This window comes from Tropicimonas sediminicola, assembly GCF_900188335.1.
GTDB lineage: Bacteria > Pseudomonadota > Alphaproteobacteria > Rhodobacterales > Rhodobacteraceae > Tropicimonas > Tropicimonas sediminicola.
Map to the genome: position 1 here is coordinate 110,203 of NZ_FZOY01000003.1, position 18,898 is coordinate 129,100.

The 18,898-nt window shown below is 66.5% G+C and carries 16 protein-coding genes; 10 read left to right on the forward strand and 6 right to left on the reverse strand.

What is annotated here, in order from left to right; translation table 11 throughout:
• Positions 1–4 precede the first annotated feature (4 nt).
• Positions 5–880 (reverse strand): 1-acyl-sn-glycerol-3-phosphate acyltransferase, encoded by an 876-nt coding sequence (locus tag CHB86_RS09040; RefSeq protein ID WP_245837858.1) that lies wholly within the window; start codon positions 878–880, stop codon positions 5–7.
• 162 nt (positions 881–1,042) lie between these two features.
• The gene (pepN, locus tag CHB86_RS09045) at positions 1,043–3,616 is read right to left on the reverse strand and encodes an aminopeptidase N (RefSeq protein WP_089232714.1); all 2,574 of its coding nucleotides are present in this window, start codon (positions 3,614–3,616) and stop codon (positions 1,043–1,045) included.
• 257 nt (positions 3,617–3,873) lie between these two features.
• Here pepN and CHB86_RS09050 point away from each other — a divergent pair, with 257 nt between their 5' ends.
• Positions 3,874–4,659 carry a hypothetical protein gene (locus CHB86_RS09050; protein WP_089232715.1) on the forward strand — a complete coding sequence of 262 codons (786 nt, stop codon included), beginning with the start codon at positions 3,874–3,876 and terminating at the stop codon, positions 4,657–4,659.
• Between the two features lie 42 nt (positions 4,660–4,701).
• Here the strand turns inward: CHB86_RS09050 and CHB86_RS09055 are convergent, their stop codons facing one another.
• Both CHB86_RS09055 and CHB86_RS09060 read right to left on the reverse strand, forming a co-directional pair.
• On the reverse strand, positions 4,702–5,328 hold the full coding sequence (locus CHB86_RS09055; protein ID WP_089233088.1) for a response regulator transcription factor: 627 nt from the start codon (positions 5,326–5,328) through the stop codon (positions 4,702–4,704).
• Between the two features lie 163 nt (positions 5,329–5,491).
• Positions 5,492–7,810: a cache domain-containing protein gene (locus tag CHB86_RS09060; protein WP_089233089.1), complete on the reverse strand. Its 2,319-nt coding sequence runs from the start codon at positions 7,808–7,810 to the stop codon at positions 5,492–5,494.
• Positions 7,811–8,353: 543 nt separating this feature from the next.
• Between CHB86_RS09060 and CHB86_RS09065 the strand changes: the two genes are divergently transcribed.
• The 7 genes from CHB86_RS09065 to CHB86_RS09095 all read left to right on the forward strand — a co-directional run bounded on the left by CHB86_RS09065 (position 8,354) and on the right by CHB86_RS09095 (position 15,006).
• On the forward strand, positions 8,354–8,533 hold the full coding sequence (locus CHB86_RS09065) for a hypothetical protein (protein ID WP_089232716.1): 180 nt from the start codon (positions 8,354–8,356) through the stop codon (positions 8,531–8,533).
• Between the two features lie 172 nt (positions 8,534–8,705).
• Positions 8,706–9,086, forward strand: a complete 381-nt coding sequence (locus CHB86_RS09070; RefSeq protein WP_089232717.1) for a VOC family protein — start codon at positions 8,706–8,708, stop codon at positions 9,084–9,086.
• A complete protein-coding gene (locus tag CHB86_RS09075; protein WP_089232718.1) occupies positions 9,086–9,775 on the forward strand; it encodes a helix-turn-helix transcriptional regulator in 690 nt (229 codons plus the stop codon). The genes CHB86_RS09070 and CHB86_RS09075 overlap by 1 nt, the downstream gene beginning before the upstream one ends.
• Before the next feature lie 95 nt (positions 9,776–9,870).
• The gene (locus CHB86_RS09080; protein WP_089232719.1) at positions 9,871–11,070 is read left to right on the forward strand and encodes a hypothetical protein; all 1,200 of its coding nucleotides are present in this window, start codon (positions 9,871–9,873) and stop codon (positions 11,068–11,070) included.
• Positions 11,071–11,300: 230 nt separating this feature from the next.
• Positions 11,301–13,502, forward strand: a complete 2,202-nt coding sequence (locus tag CHB86_RS09085) for a malate synthase G (RefSeq protein ID WP_089232720.1) — start codon at positions 11,301–11,303, stop codon at positions 13,500–13,502.
• Between the two features lie 146 nt (positions 13,503–13,648).
• Complete coding sequence (locus CHB86_RS09090; RefSeq protein WP_089232721.1) at positions 13,649–14,080, forward strand: GlcG/HbpS family heme-binding protein; 432 nt, start codon at positions 13,649–13,651, stop codon at positions 14,078–14,080.
• A gap of 149 nt (positions 14,081–14,229) precedes the next feature.
• On the forward strand, positions 14,230–15,006 hold the full coding sequence (locus CHB86_RS09095; protein WP_089232722.1) for a gamma-glutamyl-gamma-aminobutyrate hydrolase family protein: 777 nt from the start codon (positions 14,230–14,232) through the stop codon (positions 15,004–15,006).
• A 192-nt stretch (positions 15,007–15,198) separates the two neighbouring features.
• On the opposite strand, the gene CHB86_RS09100 is transcribed toward CHB86_RS09095, so the two are convergent.
• Positions 15,199–15,669 carry a GNAT family N-acetyltransferase gene (locus CHB86_RS09100; protein WP_089232723.1) on the reverse strand — a complete coding sequence of 157 codons (471 nt, stop codon included), beginning with the start codon at positions 15,667–15,669 and terminating at the stop codon, positions 15,199–15,201.
• A complete protein-coding gene (gene kynU / locus CHB86_RS09105) occupies positions 15,666–16,862 on the reverse strand; it encodes a kynureninase (RefSeq protein ID WP_089232724.1) in 1,197 nt (398 codons plus the stop codon). Before kynU ends, CHB86_RS09100 begins: the two co-directional genes overlap by 4 nt.
• Before the next feature lie 194 nt (positions 16,863–17,056).
• On the opposite strand from kynU, the gene CHB86_RS09110 reads away from it, so the two are divergent.
• Positions 17,057–17,800, forward strand: a complete 744-nt coding sequence (locus tag CHB86_RS09110) for a sulfotransferase family protein (protein ID WP_141134859.1) — start codon at positions 17,057–17,059, stop codon at positions 17,798–17,800.
• A gap of 92 nt (positions 17,801–17,892) precedes the next feature.
• Entirely contained in the window at positions 17,893–18,852 is a 960-nt protein-coding gene (locus CHB86_RS09115; protein WP_089232726.1) for an MBL fold metallo-hydrolase, read from the forward strand.
• Positions 18,853–18,898 lie beyond the last annotated feature (46 nt).

Genomic DNA, 18,898 nt, shown 5'->3' on the forward strand with positions numbered 1-18,898 from the left:
CAGTTCAGGCGGAGAGGGTGGAGCGGACCCAGCGGGGGCGGCGGGTCATCTCGGCCAGCGACACCGTCGGGGCGTGCCGTCCGCCAAGCCGCAGGGTCGCCGCCTTCAGTTCCTCGATCGCCTCGCTGGAGTTGGCCGACAGCGATTTCGCCGGGATCGGCCGCCCGAAGGTCAGCCGGTAGGGCTGCCGGTCCTTGTTCAGCGTCTCGTAGAACAGGGTGATGTCCCGCAGGCTGGGGTGGATCATGTCGAAGAGGTAGAACAGCGCCGAGTTGCGGGCGCGGACGTTCACCGGGATCACGTCCAGATTCCACTTGCGGGCGATCATCGCCGCCGAGGCCATCCAGTCCCGCTCGTGCAGTTTCAGCCAGCGGCGCTTGGCGAGGCGCCCGGAGGGGAAGATCACGCCGATGCGACCGGCCTCGATCGCCTTGCGGGTATAGGCCATGGTCTCGCGGGTCTTGGCGTGGGTCCGCTTGTCCAGCCGCCATTCGACCGGGGCGATCATCGTCGACATCTGCGGCATCACGCGCAGGATGTCGGAGTTCGCGTAGAAGAAGGGATCGCTGCGGCGCTGCGTGATCGCGTGCCACATGATGATGCCGTCGGCGATGCCGGTGGGGTGGTTGGCCACCACCATTGCCGGGCCGTTGGCCGGGATGTGCTCTAGGCCCGAGATCTGCACGTCCTTGGCGATCATGTCGGCCATGTGGGACATGATCGCGTCGTTCGGGGCATCCCGAAGGGCGGAACCCAGCTCGATCGTGCGATCATAGCCGAGCATCCGGTTGAGAACGCGATGGGACGTCCGCGCGACAGGATTGTCTGCGAAAAGCCAGGCAGCGCGTTCCTGAATCAGGGGGTCGATTCGATCTCTCATGGGACCATCCATCACGTCGCTGTGACACATCAATGACATACCATGTAAACACATACCCGGGCAATCGCGACACTTTATTGTCAAATTGCCGAGTTCGGCAGCGGGGCGCCGCCCCGCGCGGCGCGGGACGGAGCGGGCGGCGAGGCGCCGGTGGGAACTGGCTCAGGCCGAGAGGATTCGCCCCACCATTTCGGTGGTGTCGCGGCTCAGATCCGGCACCGCGGCCAGCCGTTCGAGGTTCTCCCGGATCAGCCCCTGGCGGTCGGCGTCATAGCGCTTCCAGGTCTCGAAGGCGGTGGTCATTCGGGCTGTGGTCTGCGGGTTCAGCGGGTCGAGCCTGATCAGCCAGTCGGTGAACAGCGCATAGCTGTCGCCGCTGGGGTCGTGGAACCCGGCCGCGTTGGCCGCGAGACCGCCGAGCACCGCACGGAAGCGATTGGGGTTCTTCCAGTCGAAATCGGCATCCTCGGTCAGCCGTCGCGTGACCTTGGCGGCCTTTTCGGGCGGCGCCATGCTGGCCTGCAGGCCGAACCACTTGTCCATCACCAGCCGGTCGCGCTGCCACTGGTGTCGGAAGGCGGAGAGCTGCTCTTCGGCCGCGTCGATGTGGAGCAGGGCCACCAGTGCGCCGAGTTGCTCGGTCATGTTGTCGGCCGCGTCGAACTGCGCCCGGGCGCGGGCGCCCTCGTCCTCCAGCGTCAGGAAGCCGAGCGCCGCCTGGCGCAGCGCGCGCTGACCCGCGCCCTCGGCGTCGGGCAGGTAGGGGCCGGGCACCGTCATCTCGTCGTAGAGGTCGGAGAAGGTGCTGCCGGCATGGTCCGCGATGGCCTGTCCGAGGGCGCGGATGGCGCGGCGGATCCGGATCGGGTCCGGCGTGTGGCCGGAGTCGAACAGCGTCTGGGCCATGTCGTCCTGGCTCGGCAGGCCGAGCGCCAGCGCACGGAAGGCCGGGTCGAGCCCGCCGTCCTGCGCCATCTGCTCGAGCGCGTCGAGATAGGCGGGGGAGGGCGCGGCATCCTCGGCGATCATCCGCACCAGCACGTCCTTGGCGAGCGTCCGGCCGGCTTCCCAGCGGTTGAACGGGTCTGTGTCATGGGCCAGCAGGAAGGCCAGCTCCTCCCGGTCCTGCTTGCGGGTCAGGATCACCGGCGCGGAGAAACCGCGCAGGATCGACGGCACCGGTCGGGTCTCGAGCCCGTCGAAGGCGAAGCTCTGGGTGACATCGGTCAGTTCCAGCACCCGGGTCGGGACGACCTCGGTGCCGTCCCTGTCGAGCAGCCCCACGGCGACCGGGATGACCAGCGGCGCCTTGTCCGGCTGGCCGGGCGTCGGCGGCGTGTTCTGGCGCAGGGTCAGCGTGTAGGTGCCGGCGGCCTTGCCGGTCATGCCGGGCGACCATGCCTCGTGCACGTCGAGCCGCGGCGTGCCGGCCTGGGAATACCAGCGCTTGAATTGCGACAGGTCCCGCCCTGTGGTGTCCTCGAACACCTTCAGCCAATCCTCGATCGTGCAGGCCTGCCCGTCATGGCGGGTGAAGTAGAGATCGAGCGCCTTGAAATAGGCCTCGTCCCCCACCAGCCGCTTCAGCATGCCGATTACCTCGGCGCCCTTTTCGTAGACGGTGGCGGTGTAGAAATTGTTGATCTCGACGAAGCTCTCGGGGCGCACGGGATGCGCCAGCGGGCCGTTGTCCTCGCGGAACTGCCGCGCGCGGAGGGCGAGCACGTCGTTGATGCGCTGCACCGCAGCCGAGCGCTCGTCGCCCGAGAACTGCTGGTCGCGGAAGACCGTCAGCCCTTCCTTGAGGCAGAGTTGAAACCAGTCGCGGCAGGTGATGCGGTTGCCGGTCCAGTTGTGGAAATACTCGTGCGCGATGATCGACTCGATACGCTCGAAATTGGCGTCCGTCGCGGTTTCGGGCGAGGCGAGCACGGCGGAGGAGTTGAAGATGTTCAGCCCCTTGTTCTCCATCGCGCCCATGTTGAAATCGTCGACGGCGACGATGTTGAAGACGTCGAGGTCGTATTCGCGGCCATAAACCTGCTCGTCCCATGTCATCGAGCGCTTCAGCGCATCCATGCCGAAGGCGCATTTGTGCAGGTCGCCCTCGCGCACCCAGATGTTGAGCTCCACCTCGCGGCCGGAGCGGGTGGTGAAGCGGTCGGGATGGTTGACCAGCTCTCCCGCGACCAGCGCGAAGAGATAGGCGGGCTTGGGCCAGGGATCGGTCCATTCCGCCCAGCCCTCACCGCGGCCCGTCGGGTTGCCGTTGGACAGAAGCACCGGCAGGTCGCTCTCGATGCGCACGGTGAAGGGCGCCATCACGTCGGGCCGGTCGGGGTAATAGGTGATCTTGCGGAAGCCCTCGGCCTCGCATTGCGTGCAATACATGCCGTTCGACATGTAGAGCCCCTCGAGCGCGGTGTTGCTCTCCGGGCTGATCTCGACCTCGGCCTCCCAGGTGAAGGGGCCGTCGGGCACCGCGCAGGTCAGGCCGGTCTCGGTGATCTCGGGCGTGACCGGCGCGCCGTCGATCTTCGCCTCGATCAGCGCGAGCTTCTCGCCATGCAGGAAGAAGGGGCCGCCGGCGCTGTCGGGGTTGGGCGCGAAGTCGATCCGCGAGATCACCCGCGTCGCACCCGGCGCCAGCCGGAAGGTGAGATGGACCCGCTCCACCCGGTGGGTGAAGGGCGTGTAATCGGCAAGAAAGATGGTTTGCGGGGCGTCTTTCGGCATATGCGTCGGGCTCCGGAATTGGTCGCGCGCACCCTATGGCGGCGGAATGTTTGCTGCAACTGCATTGCCACCCGGTCGCGGGGGAGGGCTGTGGCCGGGAAGCAGCGTCTCCCGTTACGTGGTGGCCCGTTTGTTCTTGATCAATCCAAAGCGGGGATTTTCGGCTATATTGCCGCCACTACTCTTGGAACTCCGCGGCGCGGGGCATGCGGCCTTGCGCTGTCGGCGTGACAGCAGGCGTACGGGAGGACGGGTCTATGAAGAAATTTATTGGTGCGGCGGCCATGGCGGCGGGGGCGTGCGTCGCGCAATCCGCAGTGGCGCAGGATTTCCTCGATCCGATACCGAGGAATGCCTGGAACTACGAGCTTCAGCTCTACATCTGGGGCACCGAAGTTGGCGGGGAAGCTGCCGGCAAGGAGTTCGAGCTCGGGTTCGACGAAATCATTGATAACCTGAACATGGCGTTCATGTTCGGCCTTCGCGGCTACAACGGCCCCTGGATGACCTATGGCGAGGCGAGCTATGCCAGTGTGCGGCAGGGGGGCGACGCGAGCTTTACCGTCGCGCCGGGCGATCCGGCCGACAACATCAAGATCGATGCGGTCGCTGACGCCGATATCGAGACGGTGGTCGTGAGTTTCGGGGCCGGCTACCAGCTCGTGGAAACGCCTTCCTACTCGATGTACGGGACGTTCGGCGCGCGCTACCTGCAGCTCAAGTCCGAACTGACCCTCGATGTGACCGCCGGCGGCCCCGGCCAGTCCTTCGATGTGGACAGCGACGACGACTACTGGGATGCGGTGATCGGCGTGAACGGCCGCGCGGCCTTCAACGACAACTGGTTCGCCGCCTATCAGTTCGACGTCGGCGCGGGCCAGTCGGACCTGACCTGGCAGGCCGCGCTCGGGATCGGCTACACCTTCGGCAGCAGCGATATCGTGTTCGGATACCGGCACATGGAATGGGACCTGCCGGATGACGACCTGGTAACGGAATACTACCAGAGCGGGCCGATGCTGCTCTGGAACTACCGTTTCTGACAGGGCGGGGGAAGGGCGCCGGATCGGTCCGACCGGGCCGCTCTAGACGGCGTCCTTCAGCCTCGATGCAAGGTCGATCAGTTCGACGACGGAATTGACCTCGAGCTTTTCGAGGATGCGGGCCCGGTGGTGATCCACCGTGCGCGGAGAGATCCCGAGGTGATTGGCGATCTCCTTGCTGGAAACCTCCGCCGGCCGCGCGATCATGTGCGCCACGATCTCCTCCTCGCGGGCGGTGAGCCGCTCGAACCGTTCGCGGATCTGGCGATGGGTCTGCAGGCGTTCGTACTTCTCGCCGGCAAGCGACAGCGCGGTCTGGATGTTCTTCACGAGGTCGGATTGCCGGAAGGGCTTCTCCAGGAAGTTCACCGCGCCGGACTTGATCGCCTGCACGGATTCCGGAACCCCGCCATGGCCGGTGATGAAGACAAGCTCCAGCGGCGCGCCGGCCTCGTTCAGGCGCTGTTGGAGCTCGAGCCCCGACATCTCGGGCATTCCGTAGTCCAGCACCAGGCAGCCGACCTGCGCGTTGTCGTATGCGTAAAGGAACTCGCGTGCGGACCCGAATGTCTCCACCTCGAAGCCGCGCTTTCGCAGGGCGCGGCTCAACGACGTGCGGATGTCCTGATCGTCATCGACGATGAACACGACATTTGCGACGTCAGGCATGGCGTTCATCCATTCATCGGACCCTCTTGCGCGTCGGACGGGCCCCGGGGGCCGCCTTGGGCTCCGAACGAGCGGTCGACGTCACGTCCTGGCCGCGCCGACCGGTCTCATCGCGTTGCCTCCGTTGACAAAAACAAAAGTTGCCGGGAACTGCAAGCGGCGGTCAGGCGTCCGCAACGGCATTCAGCGTGAAACAGAACCGCGCACCGGGCCCCGTGGCCTCCTCGTGCCAGAGCTGCCCGCCATTGGCCTCGACCATCGACCGGCAGATCGAGAGGCCGAGGCCCATGCCCGACGTCTTCGTCGTCTCGAACTCGGAGAACAGCTTGATCGAGGGATCGACCCCGGGGCCGGTGTCGGTGACGCAGACCAATACCTCCGCGCCATGCTGCCGGGCGGAGACGGTCACGACCTTCGGCCCGTCGCCTGTCTCGGACAGCGCCTCGAGCGCATTGCGCAGCAGGTTCACGAGCACCTGGGCCACCTGCACCCGGTTGGCCATCACCGGCCGCAGGGTCTCGATCTCGGTTTCGATCCGGGCGCCCACGACATGCGCCTCGGCGATGATGAGCCGCTTGGTCTGGTCCACCAGTTCGGCGAAGTCGAAGGCGCTCCGGATGCCCTCGTCCTTGCGGATGAAGGCACGCAGTGCACGGATGATGTCCCCGGCCCGCAAGGACTGCGCCTCGATCTCCTCAAGGATCTCGCGCAGCTCGTCATCGTGCTGCTCCGGCGCCTGCTTGACGGTAAGGAGCGCGGTGTCGGCATTTTGCGCGATGGCGGTCAGTGGCTGGTTGAGCTCGTGGGCGAGGCCGGCCGCCATCTGGCCCATGGTGTTGTCGCGCGACAGGTTCGAGAGATCGCGGCTGAGCTGGGCGATCTGCTCCTCCTTGCGCTTGTTCAGCGTGATGTCGTCCATCGTGAACACGGCATGGAGCACGCGGCCTTCCTGGTTGTGCACGAAGATCCCGTTCACCGCGATCCAGATCGTGCCTCCGTCCTTGCAGCGGCAGCGCATCTCGTGGTTGATCTCGATCGGCTCCTCGCCCGACACCCCGTCCCAGGAGAGGAAGGGCTTGTCGTCGGGATGAACCAGGTCGGCCAACGCCATCTGCTTGAGCTCTTCCTCGGAATAGCCTGTCATCTCGCAGAATTTCGCGTTCACCCGGAGGAAGCGTCCGGTCTCGGGCTCGATCTGGACCATGCCGCGGGAGGAGAGCGCAAAGGTCTGGCCGTATTCGGACTCGGTCTCCTTGCGGGCCGCGATCTGCTGCATCAGCGTCGTGTTGGCCCGCTCAAGCTCCTGGTAGGTCTTGGGCAGCGGCTCGGAGGGGTCGAGCTCGCCCTGCGAGATCAGCGCGGAGCGGACGGCAAAGGCACGGACCGGCTTGTGGATGTAATTCGCCAGCATCAGGCCGCAGATGCCGGTGATCATGGCGACCATCGCAGCAATCCAGATGTTGATCAGCCGGTTGTGCTTGATGACGGCGGTGAAGTCGCTCTCCGGGGCATAGGCGGCGAAGGTCCAGGGAAGCGTCTCGCTTACCTCGGGCATCACCACCGAGACGTACGTTTCTCCCCGGTACTCGAACTGTCCGAGCTGCGCGCTGTCCGCCGGCTCGCTGCCGTCGCGTACCAGGTCGGAAAAGGCCGCCTGGGCAATCGGGTCGCCGAAGGAGCGGATGTTGGTGAAACGCAGGGTACCGTCGGCGGCCTCGGTCTTCAGCAGGTCCTTCTCCGGGTGGGCGATCACATCGCCGTTCTGGTGGATGATCAGAGCCTTGCCGGTGGAGCCGATCCGCAGCCGGCCGAGGAAGTCGGAGATATCGCTGATCTCGATATCGACGCCGACGATCCCACGCACCGAGCCGGGGCCGGATAGCACCGGCGAGGCGAGGGTGATGCCAGGCTGTTGCGACGAAAAGAAGATGTAGGGATCGGTCCAGATCGTCGTCAGCTCTTGCCTGGCGCGTTGGTACCAGGGCCGGGTGCGGGGATCGTAGGTGTCCTCGGGGTCCATCCTGCGCTCGACCACCGAGTAGTCGTCGTTGCGCCAGATCAGTTCCGTGGTGCGGACGCCGCCGTCGACCCGGATGATCTTGGAGCGGAACGGGGCCGGGCCGTCATCGGTGCGCATCACGTAGACGAACTCGCCTTCCTCGTTGCCGTGGAACACGCCGGCGAACTGGGGCGCGAGCTGGAGTTGTTGGAAGATCAGCTTTTCGAGGAGAACCGGGTTGTCGCTTGCGATCACGTCGTTCTGTGCCAGCCGCGCAGACAACTCCGCGGCGCCGCGGGCAGGGCGCAGGAAGCCGCGCGAATGCTCGATGGTGTTGTTGCCGACATCCCTCAGCAGGTCCCGCGCATGGCTGAGCAGCGCGCTTTCCGAGGTCACGTAGGAGGAGAAGACCACCGCAAGCACGGCCAGGAACTGGAGACCGGCGAGGCCGATGGCGAGCAGTGCACCGAGGGAATTTCGCATGACGTCGTCACTCTGGTTGCGTCCGGCGGGAAAGAGCGCCTTGATGTGCGGATCGGCCAGACGGGCCGGAGAACGGGCGTCGATGCAGCCCGCGTTGGCGGGCGGGATACCCGTGATTGCCCGTCGAAGGCATTTCACAAACAGCCGAAGACGGCAACTCCCGCGCGGGTTCCTGCCGGTGGGAATGCGGGCTCTCCGGGATGCATAGGCAGAACTGCCCAGGCAAAGACGCGAATGGCCGTGTCGGGTCAGATATGACAGGCTTTAGGGGTCGCTGCCCAGAATTTGTGGTTGTCGTCTTCTGTAGTACAGAGTTTCGTGCCCCATAAGGGTTGCGAATTGGTTTATGCGCTAGTGAGTGGAGCGCAAACGAAAGTGTATACTTTAAGTCCGGCGTCTGGGTTCCCCACCCAGGCGCCGGTATTTGTTTGGGCCCGTTTGGTGGCGGGTGGGGCGGGTATGGCCCTGTACTTGATGGAATCCCGGACCGCGTGTAGCGTTTTTCCGATTGCGGTATCCAAAAGACTTTTCGGGGAGATTTCCATGGGCGCGAACGTCAGCAAGAAGACGAAGAACGGCAAGGTCGGTGTCGGAGCCAAGGGTGCGAATGCGACCGTCGGCGGCAAGAAGGGCTCCGTGAAGGTCGGCAAGTCCGGCGCCAAGGTGAACATGAAGATCCCGGGCACCGGGATCAGCGTCGGCAAGAACCTCAAGATCAAGTAAACGGCGCCGCGGCGGCGGGGGAGGCGGGCGGCTCGTCCTGCCGGCCGTCGGTTGTCCCGACGGTCCCCTGTCCCATCCCAGGACAGGGCGGGGAGAGGCTCCTGACAGCAGGCTGTCAGGAGGGGTGTGCGACATGTCCGGCATCGGATGTGGTTCAACATGGAGTAGCCCGATGACCGACACCCCGAAGAATGCCACCGTCTGGATCGAGATCCCGGTGACGGACATGGACAAGGCAATGCAGTTCTACGAGGCGGTGACCGGCCTGCCGCTGAAGCGTGACGACACCGGCCCCAACCCGATGGCGATTTTCCAGGTGGAGGACCCGGCCGAGGGCGTTGCGGGGCATCTGTATCCCGGCAAGCCGGCGAAGGACGGCGAGGGTCCGACGATCCACCTGAGCGCGGCTGGCAGCGTGGAGGATGCGATGGAGCGGGTCCGTGCGGCTGGCGGTACGGTGATCTCGCCCCCCATCGAGATCCCCGCCGGACGCTTCGCCTATTGCAAGGACCTCGACGGCAATTCCATCGGTGTCTTCGAGGCGCGCGGCTGATGCGCCGGGCCGACCGCCTGTTCCAGATCGTTCAGCATCTGCGCGGCGGTCGGCTCGTGACGGCCCGCCAGCTGGCCGAGCGGCTGGAGGTTTCCGAACGCACGATCTATCGCGACATCGCGGATCTGCAGGGTACGGGCGTGCCCATCGAGGGCGAGGCGGGTGTGGGCTACGTGCTGCAAGGCGGTTTCGACCTGCCACCGTTGATGTTCTCGCGCGACGAGGTCGTGGCGTTGGTCGCCGGCGCCCGCCTGGTGCGCGCCTGGGGCGGCGCGGGAATGGCCCGCGCCGCGGAAGAGGCGCTGATCAAGGTCGAGGCGGTGTTGCCCGAGGGCGAACGCGCCCGCGCCGCGGCGGTGCAGGTTCATGCCATGGCGCCGGAAATGACCCCCGCGGTGCGCGCGCTGATCGACCGGCTGGAGCAGGCGGTGGAGGCGCGCGAAGTGCTGGAGTTCGACTATGTAGACGGCGAGGGGCAGGGCACCCTGCGCCGGGTACAGCCGCTGGGCCTGTGGTTCTGGGGGAAGGTCTGGACCCTCGTCGCCTGGTGCGAATTGCGCGACGATTTCCGCATGTTCCGGCTCGACCGGATCCGCGGGATGTCTCCCACGGGCGGCCGGTTTGCGCCCGACCGCAGGCGCAGCCTGCACGAGTTCTACCGAAGCCGCGAGATTGCCGAAGGGCGCTGAGCGATCGCCTCTGTCTTAGCCGATTGTGGGCGTCCGACCGATCGCTTAGACCGGACCCGGTCGCCCCCGCGGGGCAAGGGAATGGAGCCTGCGCCATGAAATGCGTCGTTCACATCGGCACCGAGAAGACCGGGACAACCAGCCTGCAGCATTTCTTTGCCGCCAACACCGAGACGCTGCTGGAACGCGGCCTCGCTTACAGCGCCGCCTTCGGGCGCCCGAGCAACCGCAAGCTCGCGACGATCTCGATGGACCCGCGCCACGGCGACTCGTCCTTCGTGGAATACGGCCTCGCCACGCCGGAGGATCATGCCGCGTTCAGGGACGCCGTGATCGCCGAGTTCGAAGCTGAAATCGCGATGCTCAAGGCCCGGGGGGACATTCATACCTTTTTCGTCTCCAACGAACATCTCCATAGCCGTCTCGTGAAACCCGAGATGGTCGGGAGGGTGGCCGACCTTCTGCGCCGCCACTTCGCCGAGATCGAGGTGGTCTGCTTTCTGCGTCCGCAAGCCGACCTCGCACTGTCCTGCCTGTCGACATCGGCGCGGGTGGGGATGAAGGTGACCTCCAAGGCATTCACGACCGACGGGCCGTATTACGATTACCTGGGACTCCGGGAACGCTGGCTGGAGCACTTCGGCACGATCCGCATGGTGCCTTACAAGCGGCACCGGGACACCGTTGGTTGGTTTCTGGAGCATTTCGGGCTCGAGCGGGAAGGTTTGACCGAGCCTGCGGGCCTAAACACGGCGCTCGATTATCGCTCGATCCATCTCCTGTCGCTGATCGGTCCGCGCGTTGTCGGATCTCAGATGAACGTCAATCGCAACATCTTTCTCAAGGAGCATCCGGTGGAGGAGGCGCTCTCCGTCGACCGCGAGATGGCGCGGCGATGCCAGGAACGGAACCGCGCGGCGAACGAGGCCCTTTGCGCGCTCACGGATGACGTGACGATGGACGATCTGACGCCCGATTTCGACCGATACCCGGAGAGGGGCAACATCCATGAGCTGGACGTCGATGTCGCAGCGGCGTCGCGGGTCAACTGGCTGGTGGCGCGGTTCAACGCGGAGCTGGCGCTGGAGCGCGCGCAAACCCGGATGGCCGCGGCCGAGCTTGCCGCAGCGCAAGGCGACCGCGACAAGGCGGCTGCGCTGCTGGAGAACGCAGAGAAGCTGATCGCCCGGGCTGCGGATACCGGCCTGGAGGTTCCCGTCAAACGCGCGGGCTGGATGGGGCGGAAGGTGCAGAAACTGGCGCGCCGGCTCAGTCGTGCGGCGCCGAAGCCCTGAGCGCATCGCCTCGTATCGGCCCGAGGGACAAGGCTTTTCCTCGAGGCTCCCGGGGGACGGGGCGACCTGTGCGGTGACCGGGGCGATGCCCTGTCAGCCCCTCGCGCGTATCGTCCGGCGTGATGGACGCTATCGCGAAACCTGCTCTCCTGCTCATTGATGCGCCCGGCTTTTCTGCTAGGGTCGCAGCGCGACAGACCAAGAATTCCGCATAACCTTGGGGGGATACCGTGGACAGCTACACCGAGCGCAAAGGCCTGCAGATCGAGGAGACCCTCGCACGATTCGTCGAATCCGAAGCCGTGGCCGGCACCGGAGTCGCGGCCGAACAGGTCTGGGACGGGCTTGCGGCCCTCGTTTCGGAGTTCGGCGAGCGCAACCGAGACGCACTCAAGGAACGCGCTCGGATTCACCAGCAGATCGACGCCTGGCACGTGAAGAACCGTGAAACCGGGATCGACCCGGAGGCCTACCAGGCCTTCCTGCGCGAAATCGGTTACCTGGTCCCCGAGCCCGCCTCTTTCTCCGTCGAGACGACCCGGATCGACCCCGAGTTCAGCAGCATCGCCGGCCCGCAGCTGGTGGTGCCGATCACCAACGCCCGCTACGCGCTCAACGCCGCGAACGCCCGCTGGGGCAGCCTCTACGACGCGCTTTACGGCACCGATGCCCTGGGCAGCCTGCCCGAGCGGGCGGGCTACGACGCCGAGCGCGGCCGCCAGGTGATCCGCTGGGCCAAGAAGCACCTCGACCGCGTGGTGCCGCTGGTTGCCGGGCGCTGGAAAGAGGTGACCGGGTTCACCTTCGACGGGGCGATCCTCGGGCTGAAGCACGCCGCCGGTATGACCGCGCTCGACGATCCATCGGCCTTTGCCGGGACGGTGACAGGGGACGACGGCGCCCTGCGCGAACTGATCCTCAAGGTCCACGGGCTGCACATCCGCATCGTGATCGACCCGACCACCGAGGTCGGGGCCACCGATCCCGCCGGGATCTCCGATGTCCTGCTGGAGGCCGCCATCTCCACCATCATGGACATGGAGGACAGCGTCGCCTGCGTCGATGGGCCGGACAAGGCGCAGGCCTACGGTAACTGGCTCGGACTGATGAAGGGCGACCTGACCGAGGAGGTCTCCAAGGGCGGGCGGACCTTTACCCGCGCGCTGGCGCCGGACATCGCCTATACCGCACCGGACGGCAGCCCGGCCGTGCTGAAGGGCCGGTCGCTGATGCTGGTGCGGAACGTCGGACACCTGATGACCACGCCGGCGGTCCTCGATGCCGAGGGCAACGAGATCGGCGAAGGGCTGCTCGACGCGCTGATCTCGGTGCTGATCGCGCTGCACGACCTGCGCCGCGAGGGCGGGCCGGTCAACTCGCCCGCTGGCTCCGTCTACGTGGTGAAGCCCAAGATGCACGGGCCGGTCGAGGTGAAGCTGGCCTGCGATGTCTTCACCAAGGTCGAGGAGATCCTCGGGCTCGACCGTTACACGGTGAAGATCGGAATCATGGACGAGGAGCGCCGGACCTCGGCCAACCTCGCGGCCTGTATCGAGGCCGCCCGCAACCGCGTCTGCTTCATCAACACCGGCTTCCTCGACCGCACCGGCGACGAGACCTCGACCTCCATGGAGGCGGGGCCGATGGTGCCGAAGGCCGACATGAAGAACGCCGCCTGGCTCGACGCCTACGAGAAGCGCAACGTCGATATCGGCCTTGCCTGCGGGCTGAAGGGCCGGGGTCAGATCGGCAAGGGCATGTGGGCCGCGCCGGACCGGATGGCGGACATGCTGGAGCAGAAGATCGGCCATCCGATGGCGGGCGCCACCTGTGCCTGGGTGCCGAGCCCGACGGCGGCGGTGCTGCATTCGACGCATTACCACGTGGTCGACGTCTTCCACCGGCTGGAGGAGATCGAGCGGGAGATCGCCGCCAACGGTCCGCGCGCGCCCCTGGAGGCGCTGCTGACGATCCCGCTTCTGGACCGGAAGCTGACCGACGGGGAGATCGAGCAGGAGATCGAGAACTGCTGCCAGGGGATCCTCGGCTACGTGGTGCGGTGGGTGAACGACGGCGTCGGATGCTCCAAGGTGCCAGACATCAACGACGTGGGCCTGATGGAAGACCGGGCGACCTGCCGGATCTCGAGCCAGGCGCTGGTCAACTGGCTGCACCACGGGGTGGTGAACGAGAAGCAGGTGATGAACGCGATGCGGCGCATGGCGGAGAAGGTCGACGGGCAGAACGCGGCGGATCCGGGATACCGGCCGATGGCGCCGAAGTTCGGCAGTCACGCCTTCCAGGCGGCCTGCGACCTCGTGTTCAACGACGGCAACTGGCCGTCCGGCTATACCGAGCCGACGCTGCACTATCGGCGGCGTCAGGTGAAGGCGAAGGAAACGCGCAAGGCAGCCGAAGGGGCTGACGGCTAGGGCTCCCGCCCGCTGCGCGGGGCCGCGGGCGCGGCCCCTTCGAAGCGGTTGGGCCGGGCGCGCCTACGGCGCGCAGCCTGCGCCAGTCGGTCGGTTCGGCATGAAATGGCGGAGGCAAGGGGCCTTCCGCGGACTGGAGTGCAGCAATGACGGAACTGAATCTCGAAGCGTGTCGCCGGATCGTGCAGGCGGCGCTGGCAAAGGGCGTGGCGATTGGCTGCGCGCCGATGTCGGCCGCCGTGCTGGATGCGGGCGGGAACGTGATCGCCTTCGAGCGCGCCGACGACACGCCTCCGGGCCGGTTCGAAGTGGCGCGGGCCAAGGCTTATGGTGCGGTGATGCTGCACAAGGGCGGCCGGGCCCAGGAAGCGCTGGCCGAGGCGCGCCCGCAGGTGGCCACCGCCCTGGGCGGCGCCTTCGACGGCAAGTTCTTTCCGCTGAAGGGCGGTGTTCTGGTCCGCAACGCCGCGGGTCGCGTGCTGGGCGCGGTGGGCGTCACCGGAGATTCGCCGGACAATGACGAGGCCTGCGCCGTTGCCGGGGTCGAGGCCGTCGAGGGGCTGGTCGCGGAGCCCTGATCCGCGCTGCCGTCGCGCCGTGCAAATGGGCGCCGGGCGTGCTTTTCCTGCACATCCGTGCATGGGAGCAGGCCGCCCGTGCGCTTATTGCGTTCCGTTCGGGGCGCGCTGTGGCTATCTTGTGAGTGAAGATCTTTTAGCGAGGCATCATGGCGCGACCGGTCGTCGGCATTATCGGCAATCACCATCTTATCAACGACGAGTACCCTACCCATGCGGGCGGTACGATGAACTCCGAAGCCATCGCCGAGGTGTCCGGCGCGCTTCCGATGGTGGTCCCGGCGGACCCGCGCCTGGTGTCGGTCGCCGACCTGATGGAGGTCTGCGACGGGTTCCTGCTGACCGGTGGCCGGCCCAACGTGCATCCCGAGGAATACGGCGAGCCCGAGACCGAGGCGCATGGCGCCTTCGACCGGTCGCGCGATGCGGTGACGCTGCCGCTGATCCGGGCGCTGGTGGAGCGGGGGCAGCCATTTCTGGGGATCTGCCGCGGCTTCCAGGAGGTGAACGTCGCCATGGGCGGGTCGCTCTATCCAGAAATCCGGGAACTGCCGGGGCGGATGAACCACAGGATGCCGCCCGACGGCACCATCGAGGAGAAATTCGCCTTGCGGCACAAGGTGACCTTTGCCGAGGGGGGACCGTTTCACCGTCTGTTCGGCAACCGGGAGGTGATGACCAACACGCTGCATGGCCAGGGGGTGAAGGTGCCCGGCAAGCGGATCGTGATCGACGGCACCGCCGCGGATGGAACGGCGGAGGCGCTCTATGTCGAGGGCGCGCCGGGGTTCACCATGTCGGTGCAATGGCACCCGGAGTACCGCGCCTCTCGCGATCCGGTGTCCCGACCGCTGTTCGAGGCTTTCGGCAAGGCGGTTGCGGATTGGGCGGCGGGCCGGCGGGAGCCGATGCTGAAGCGGGCGTAGGTGGCGCAACAGTCCGCGAGGGCCTGAGCACTGCGACCTCGCCGTGAAGCGGTCGATGACCGGGAAGGTTGGCTCCCGCCCGTCGTCAGCGCATCGCAGATGCGCCTCCTCCCGTTGGGCGTGGCCGCGCTCTCCGCGCGCGGTGGGTGGCGCGCAGAAGATCGCGGAGCTTCCAGCCTTCGCCGTCGCTGCTCAGACGACCTTCCAGGCCATCTTCCATCGTTGCAGGTTGACGCCGTTGCGCAGCACCGTTTCCTCCTCGAGGACCGTCCATCCCCGCGGCTCGAGGAACCGTCGGGCGCAATGGCTCGCGTGCGTTGTCATGTCCGGGATGCCGCGGGCAACGGCCCAGCCGCGCATGCATTGATAGAGCGCCGGTGCCAGACCGGTGCCGCGCCAGCCGGGTCGCACGAAGAAGAGGTCGAGATGGCCCTCGGGCGTGACCGTCAGGAAGCCGATGGCGTGGCCTTCGTCCTCGGCGATCCAGGTGACGCCCTCCTGGAGCCGTGGCGGCAGCCATTCCTCGACGTCCTCGCTCGGCGCCCAGGCGCGGGCCTCTTCCTCTGAATACAGCGGAGCGGTGCCGTTGCGGACCGCATCGAAATAGACGTCGTGGCATGCCACGGCGTCGGCCGCGCCACCGGCGCGCAAGGACCAATTCATGTAACCATCGCTTTCACCTTGTACTCCGGGCGATCCCAAAGGCACCCGGCCATCACGTCCGCGATCGTATCGATCGCGCGGTCGATCTCCGGTTCGCCGACATAGAGCGGGCAGATGCCGAAGCGCATGATGTCGGGGGCGCGGAAATCGCCAATAACGCCGCGGGCGATCAATGCCTGCATCGCGGCGTATCCTTCTGAAAAATGGAATGAAACCTGGCTGCCCCGGTGCTCCGGCGCGCGCGGCGAGGCGAGGCGGAGCTGCGGGCAACGCGCCTCCACGCCGGCGATGAACCGTTCGGAGAGGGCGATGGAGCGGGCGCGGACATCGGCGATGTCGACCTGCTCCCAGATGTCGAGCGCGGCCTCGAGCGCTGCAAGCTGCAGCACCGGCGGCGTGCCGACGCGCATCCGGGCAACCCTGGAGGCGGGGCGGTAGCCGAGGTCGAAGGCGAAGGGGGCCTCGTGCCCCTGCCAGCCCTGCAGCGCGGTGCCGGCGGCGCCGGCGTGCCGGGGCGCGACGTAGATGAAGGCCGGCGCGCCGGGGCCGGCGTTGATGTACTTGTAGGTGCAGCCGGCCGCGAAATCGACGCCAGCGGCTGCCAGGTCGACCGGCAGGGCGCCGAATGAATGGGCAAGATCCCAGAGGGTTAGCGCGCCAACTTCATGTGCCTTGCGGGTCAGCGCCGCCATGTCGTGACGCCGGCCGGTGCGGTAGTCGACCTCTGTCAGCATGAGCACCGCGACCTCCTCGGTCAGGTGCGCGGCCACGTCCTCGGGGGCGACCGTGACCAGCCTTGTGCCGTTGCCGAGCGTCTCGGCCAGGCCCTCGGCCATGTAGAGATCGGAGGGGAAATTCCCGGTGTCGGACAGGATCACGCGCCGTTCCGGGCGCAGCGCGAGGGCGGCTGCAAGCGCCTGGTAGACCTTGATCGAGAGCGTGTCGCCCACCACCACGTGCCCGGGCTCCGCGCCGATCATGGCGGCGATCCGGTCGCCTTGGGTTTCGGGCATCATGTGCCAGCCGGCCTTGGTCCAGCCGCCGATCAGCAGGTTCTGCCATTCCGGTTGCATCACCCGCGCCACCCGCTCCGGCGTCGCCTTCGGCAGCGGGCCGAGCGAGTTGCCGTCAAGATAGACGATACCCTCCGGCAGCTGGAACTGCGCGCGGGTCCAGGTGAAATCGGTCGTCATGGGCGCTCCGGAGCTTGATCGAGGACGATCCCCAGAAACCCTAGCACGATATCGGGCGCAAGGAATTTCCTTTGTCGACACAAACTGTTCGCAGCAGTTTCCGCAGCGGCGGCGTTTCGGTGGACGCGCCAGCGGAAATCTGGCACCTGTCGCCGGATACCGGCACAGAATGTGCATCCTACCGGGGCCAGACCATGACACGCTTCTGCATACACGGCATCTTTCGCTCGGGGACGAACTTCACCCGCGGCGTGCTGGAGATGAACTACGTCTGCCGGGCCGAGTATGACAGTTTCGGCTGGAAGCATTCGCCGTTCCCGATCCTGAGTGCGGGAAGTCGCCTGGCGCTGCCGGACATTCCCAGCCTCTTCGTCACCCGGAACCCGTTCTACGCGCTGTCGGCGCTGTTCACCTATGCGGAGCGCAACAAGCGCAACATCCGATCGGCGGCGGACGACGGGATGACGGCGTTCCTGAGCGCGCCGATCGTGATTTTCGATGGCGGCGCGGAGGTCAGTCCCGAGCTCTATTTCGAAACGCCGGTGGCGCTCTGGAACGGTCTCAACTGGAACTACCTTTCGACGGTGGGCAAGCTGCCGGGGCGTGTGCACATGCGCTACGAGGACCTCGTGGCAAGGCCGGAAGAGACCGCCGCGCGGGTGGCCGAGGCGCTCGGGCTGGAGCGCAAGCCGGGGGCGTTCGAGGTGCCGCAGAACCGGATGCGCAACCTCGGTTCGAACATGCACAACGTCCGCAAGTTCCAGACCGACAAGGCCTTCGACCTGTCGAAGACGCTCTTCTCCAGCTATGGCGCGTTGTTCTCCGAGGAGGATCGGGCGCTGGTGCTGAACGGGGCGAACCGGGATCTGGTCGAACGTGCGGGCTACGCGGAGTTCATGGACCGGGTCGCGCGCGGCGACGTGCCCGAGACAGCCTGAGCGCTGGAGCGCGGGGGAAAGTCGGCCCGTGGCGGGGTAAGGACTCGACTTTATATTCCATTGGTGGAATGTGTGTGGCAGGAGGACCCTGCATGACACGAATTCCGAGCCTTGCCGCCGCACTTCTCGCGATCCCCGCCGCGACGCCGCTCGCCGCCAGCGAGGACATCGCCGACCAATACCCGCAAAGCCCGCTCTATGCGAAGCCGGTCGAGGTGATCCCGCACGTGTGGTCGGCCATCGGCGCCACGGCGCCGCCGACCTACGAGAACACCGGACACAACAACAACCTCAGCTTCCTCGTCACCGGTGACGGGGTCGTGGTGATCAACGGCGGCGCGGCGGCGGTGCTGGCGGAGGCGCTGCACGCGGAGATCAGGGCGGTGACCGACCAGCCGGTGAAGCTGGTGATCAACGAGAACGGGCAGGGGCACGCGGTGCTGGGCAATTCCTACTGGGCCGCGCAGGGAGTGCCGATCCTGGCCCATGAGGATGCCGCCCACGAGGTCGAGCAATACGGGCACCAGTTGCTGGAGGAGATGCAGCGCTACAACCGGGACAAGGCCGAGGGCACGGTGGTGCAGGGGCCGACGCTCACCTTTGCCGACAGCTACGACGCCTCCATGGGCGACATGCGGATCGAGGTGCTGCACCTCGGACCGGCGCACAGCCCGGGCGACATCCAGGTCTGGCTGCCCGATCTCGGGCTGGTGATCGCCGGCGACATGGCGTTCCACGAGCGTATGCTGCCAATATTCCCCGACACGATCACCAGCGAATGGATCGAGACGTGGGACAACGGCTTCGAGGCCCTTGGCGCGACCTACGTGATCCCGGGGCACGGGCATCCCACCAACATGGACCAGGTGCGGCGCTACACGCGGGATTATCTGGCATATCTGCGGGAGCGGATCGGCGAGCACCTCGACGCGGGCGGCGGGCTGGCAGAGGCCTATTACGTCGACCAGACGCCCTTTGCCCATCTCGATACCTACGAGGAACTGGCAACGAAGAACGCCGGTCGGGTCTTCGAGGAGATGGAGTTCGAATGAAGCCCCGATCAGGGGCAAGCCGCGGGCGGCGGGGTGGCCGGCGCCC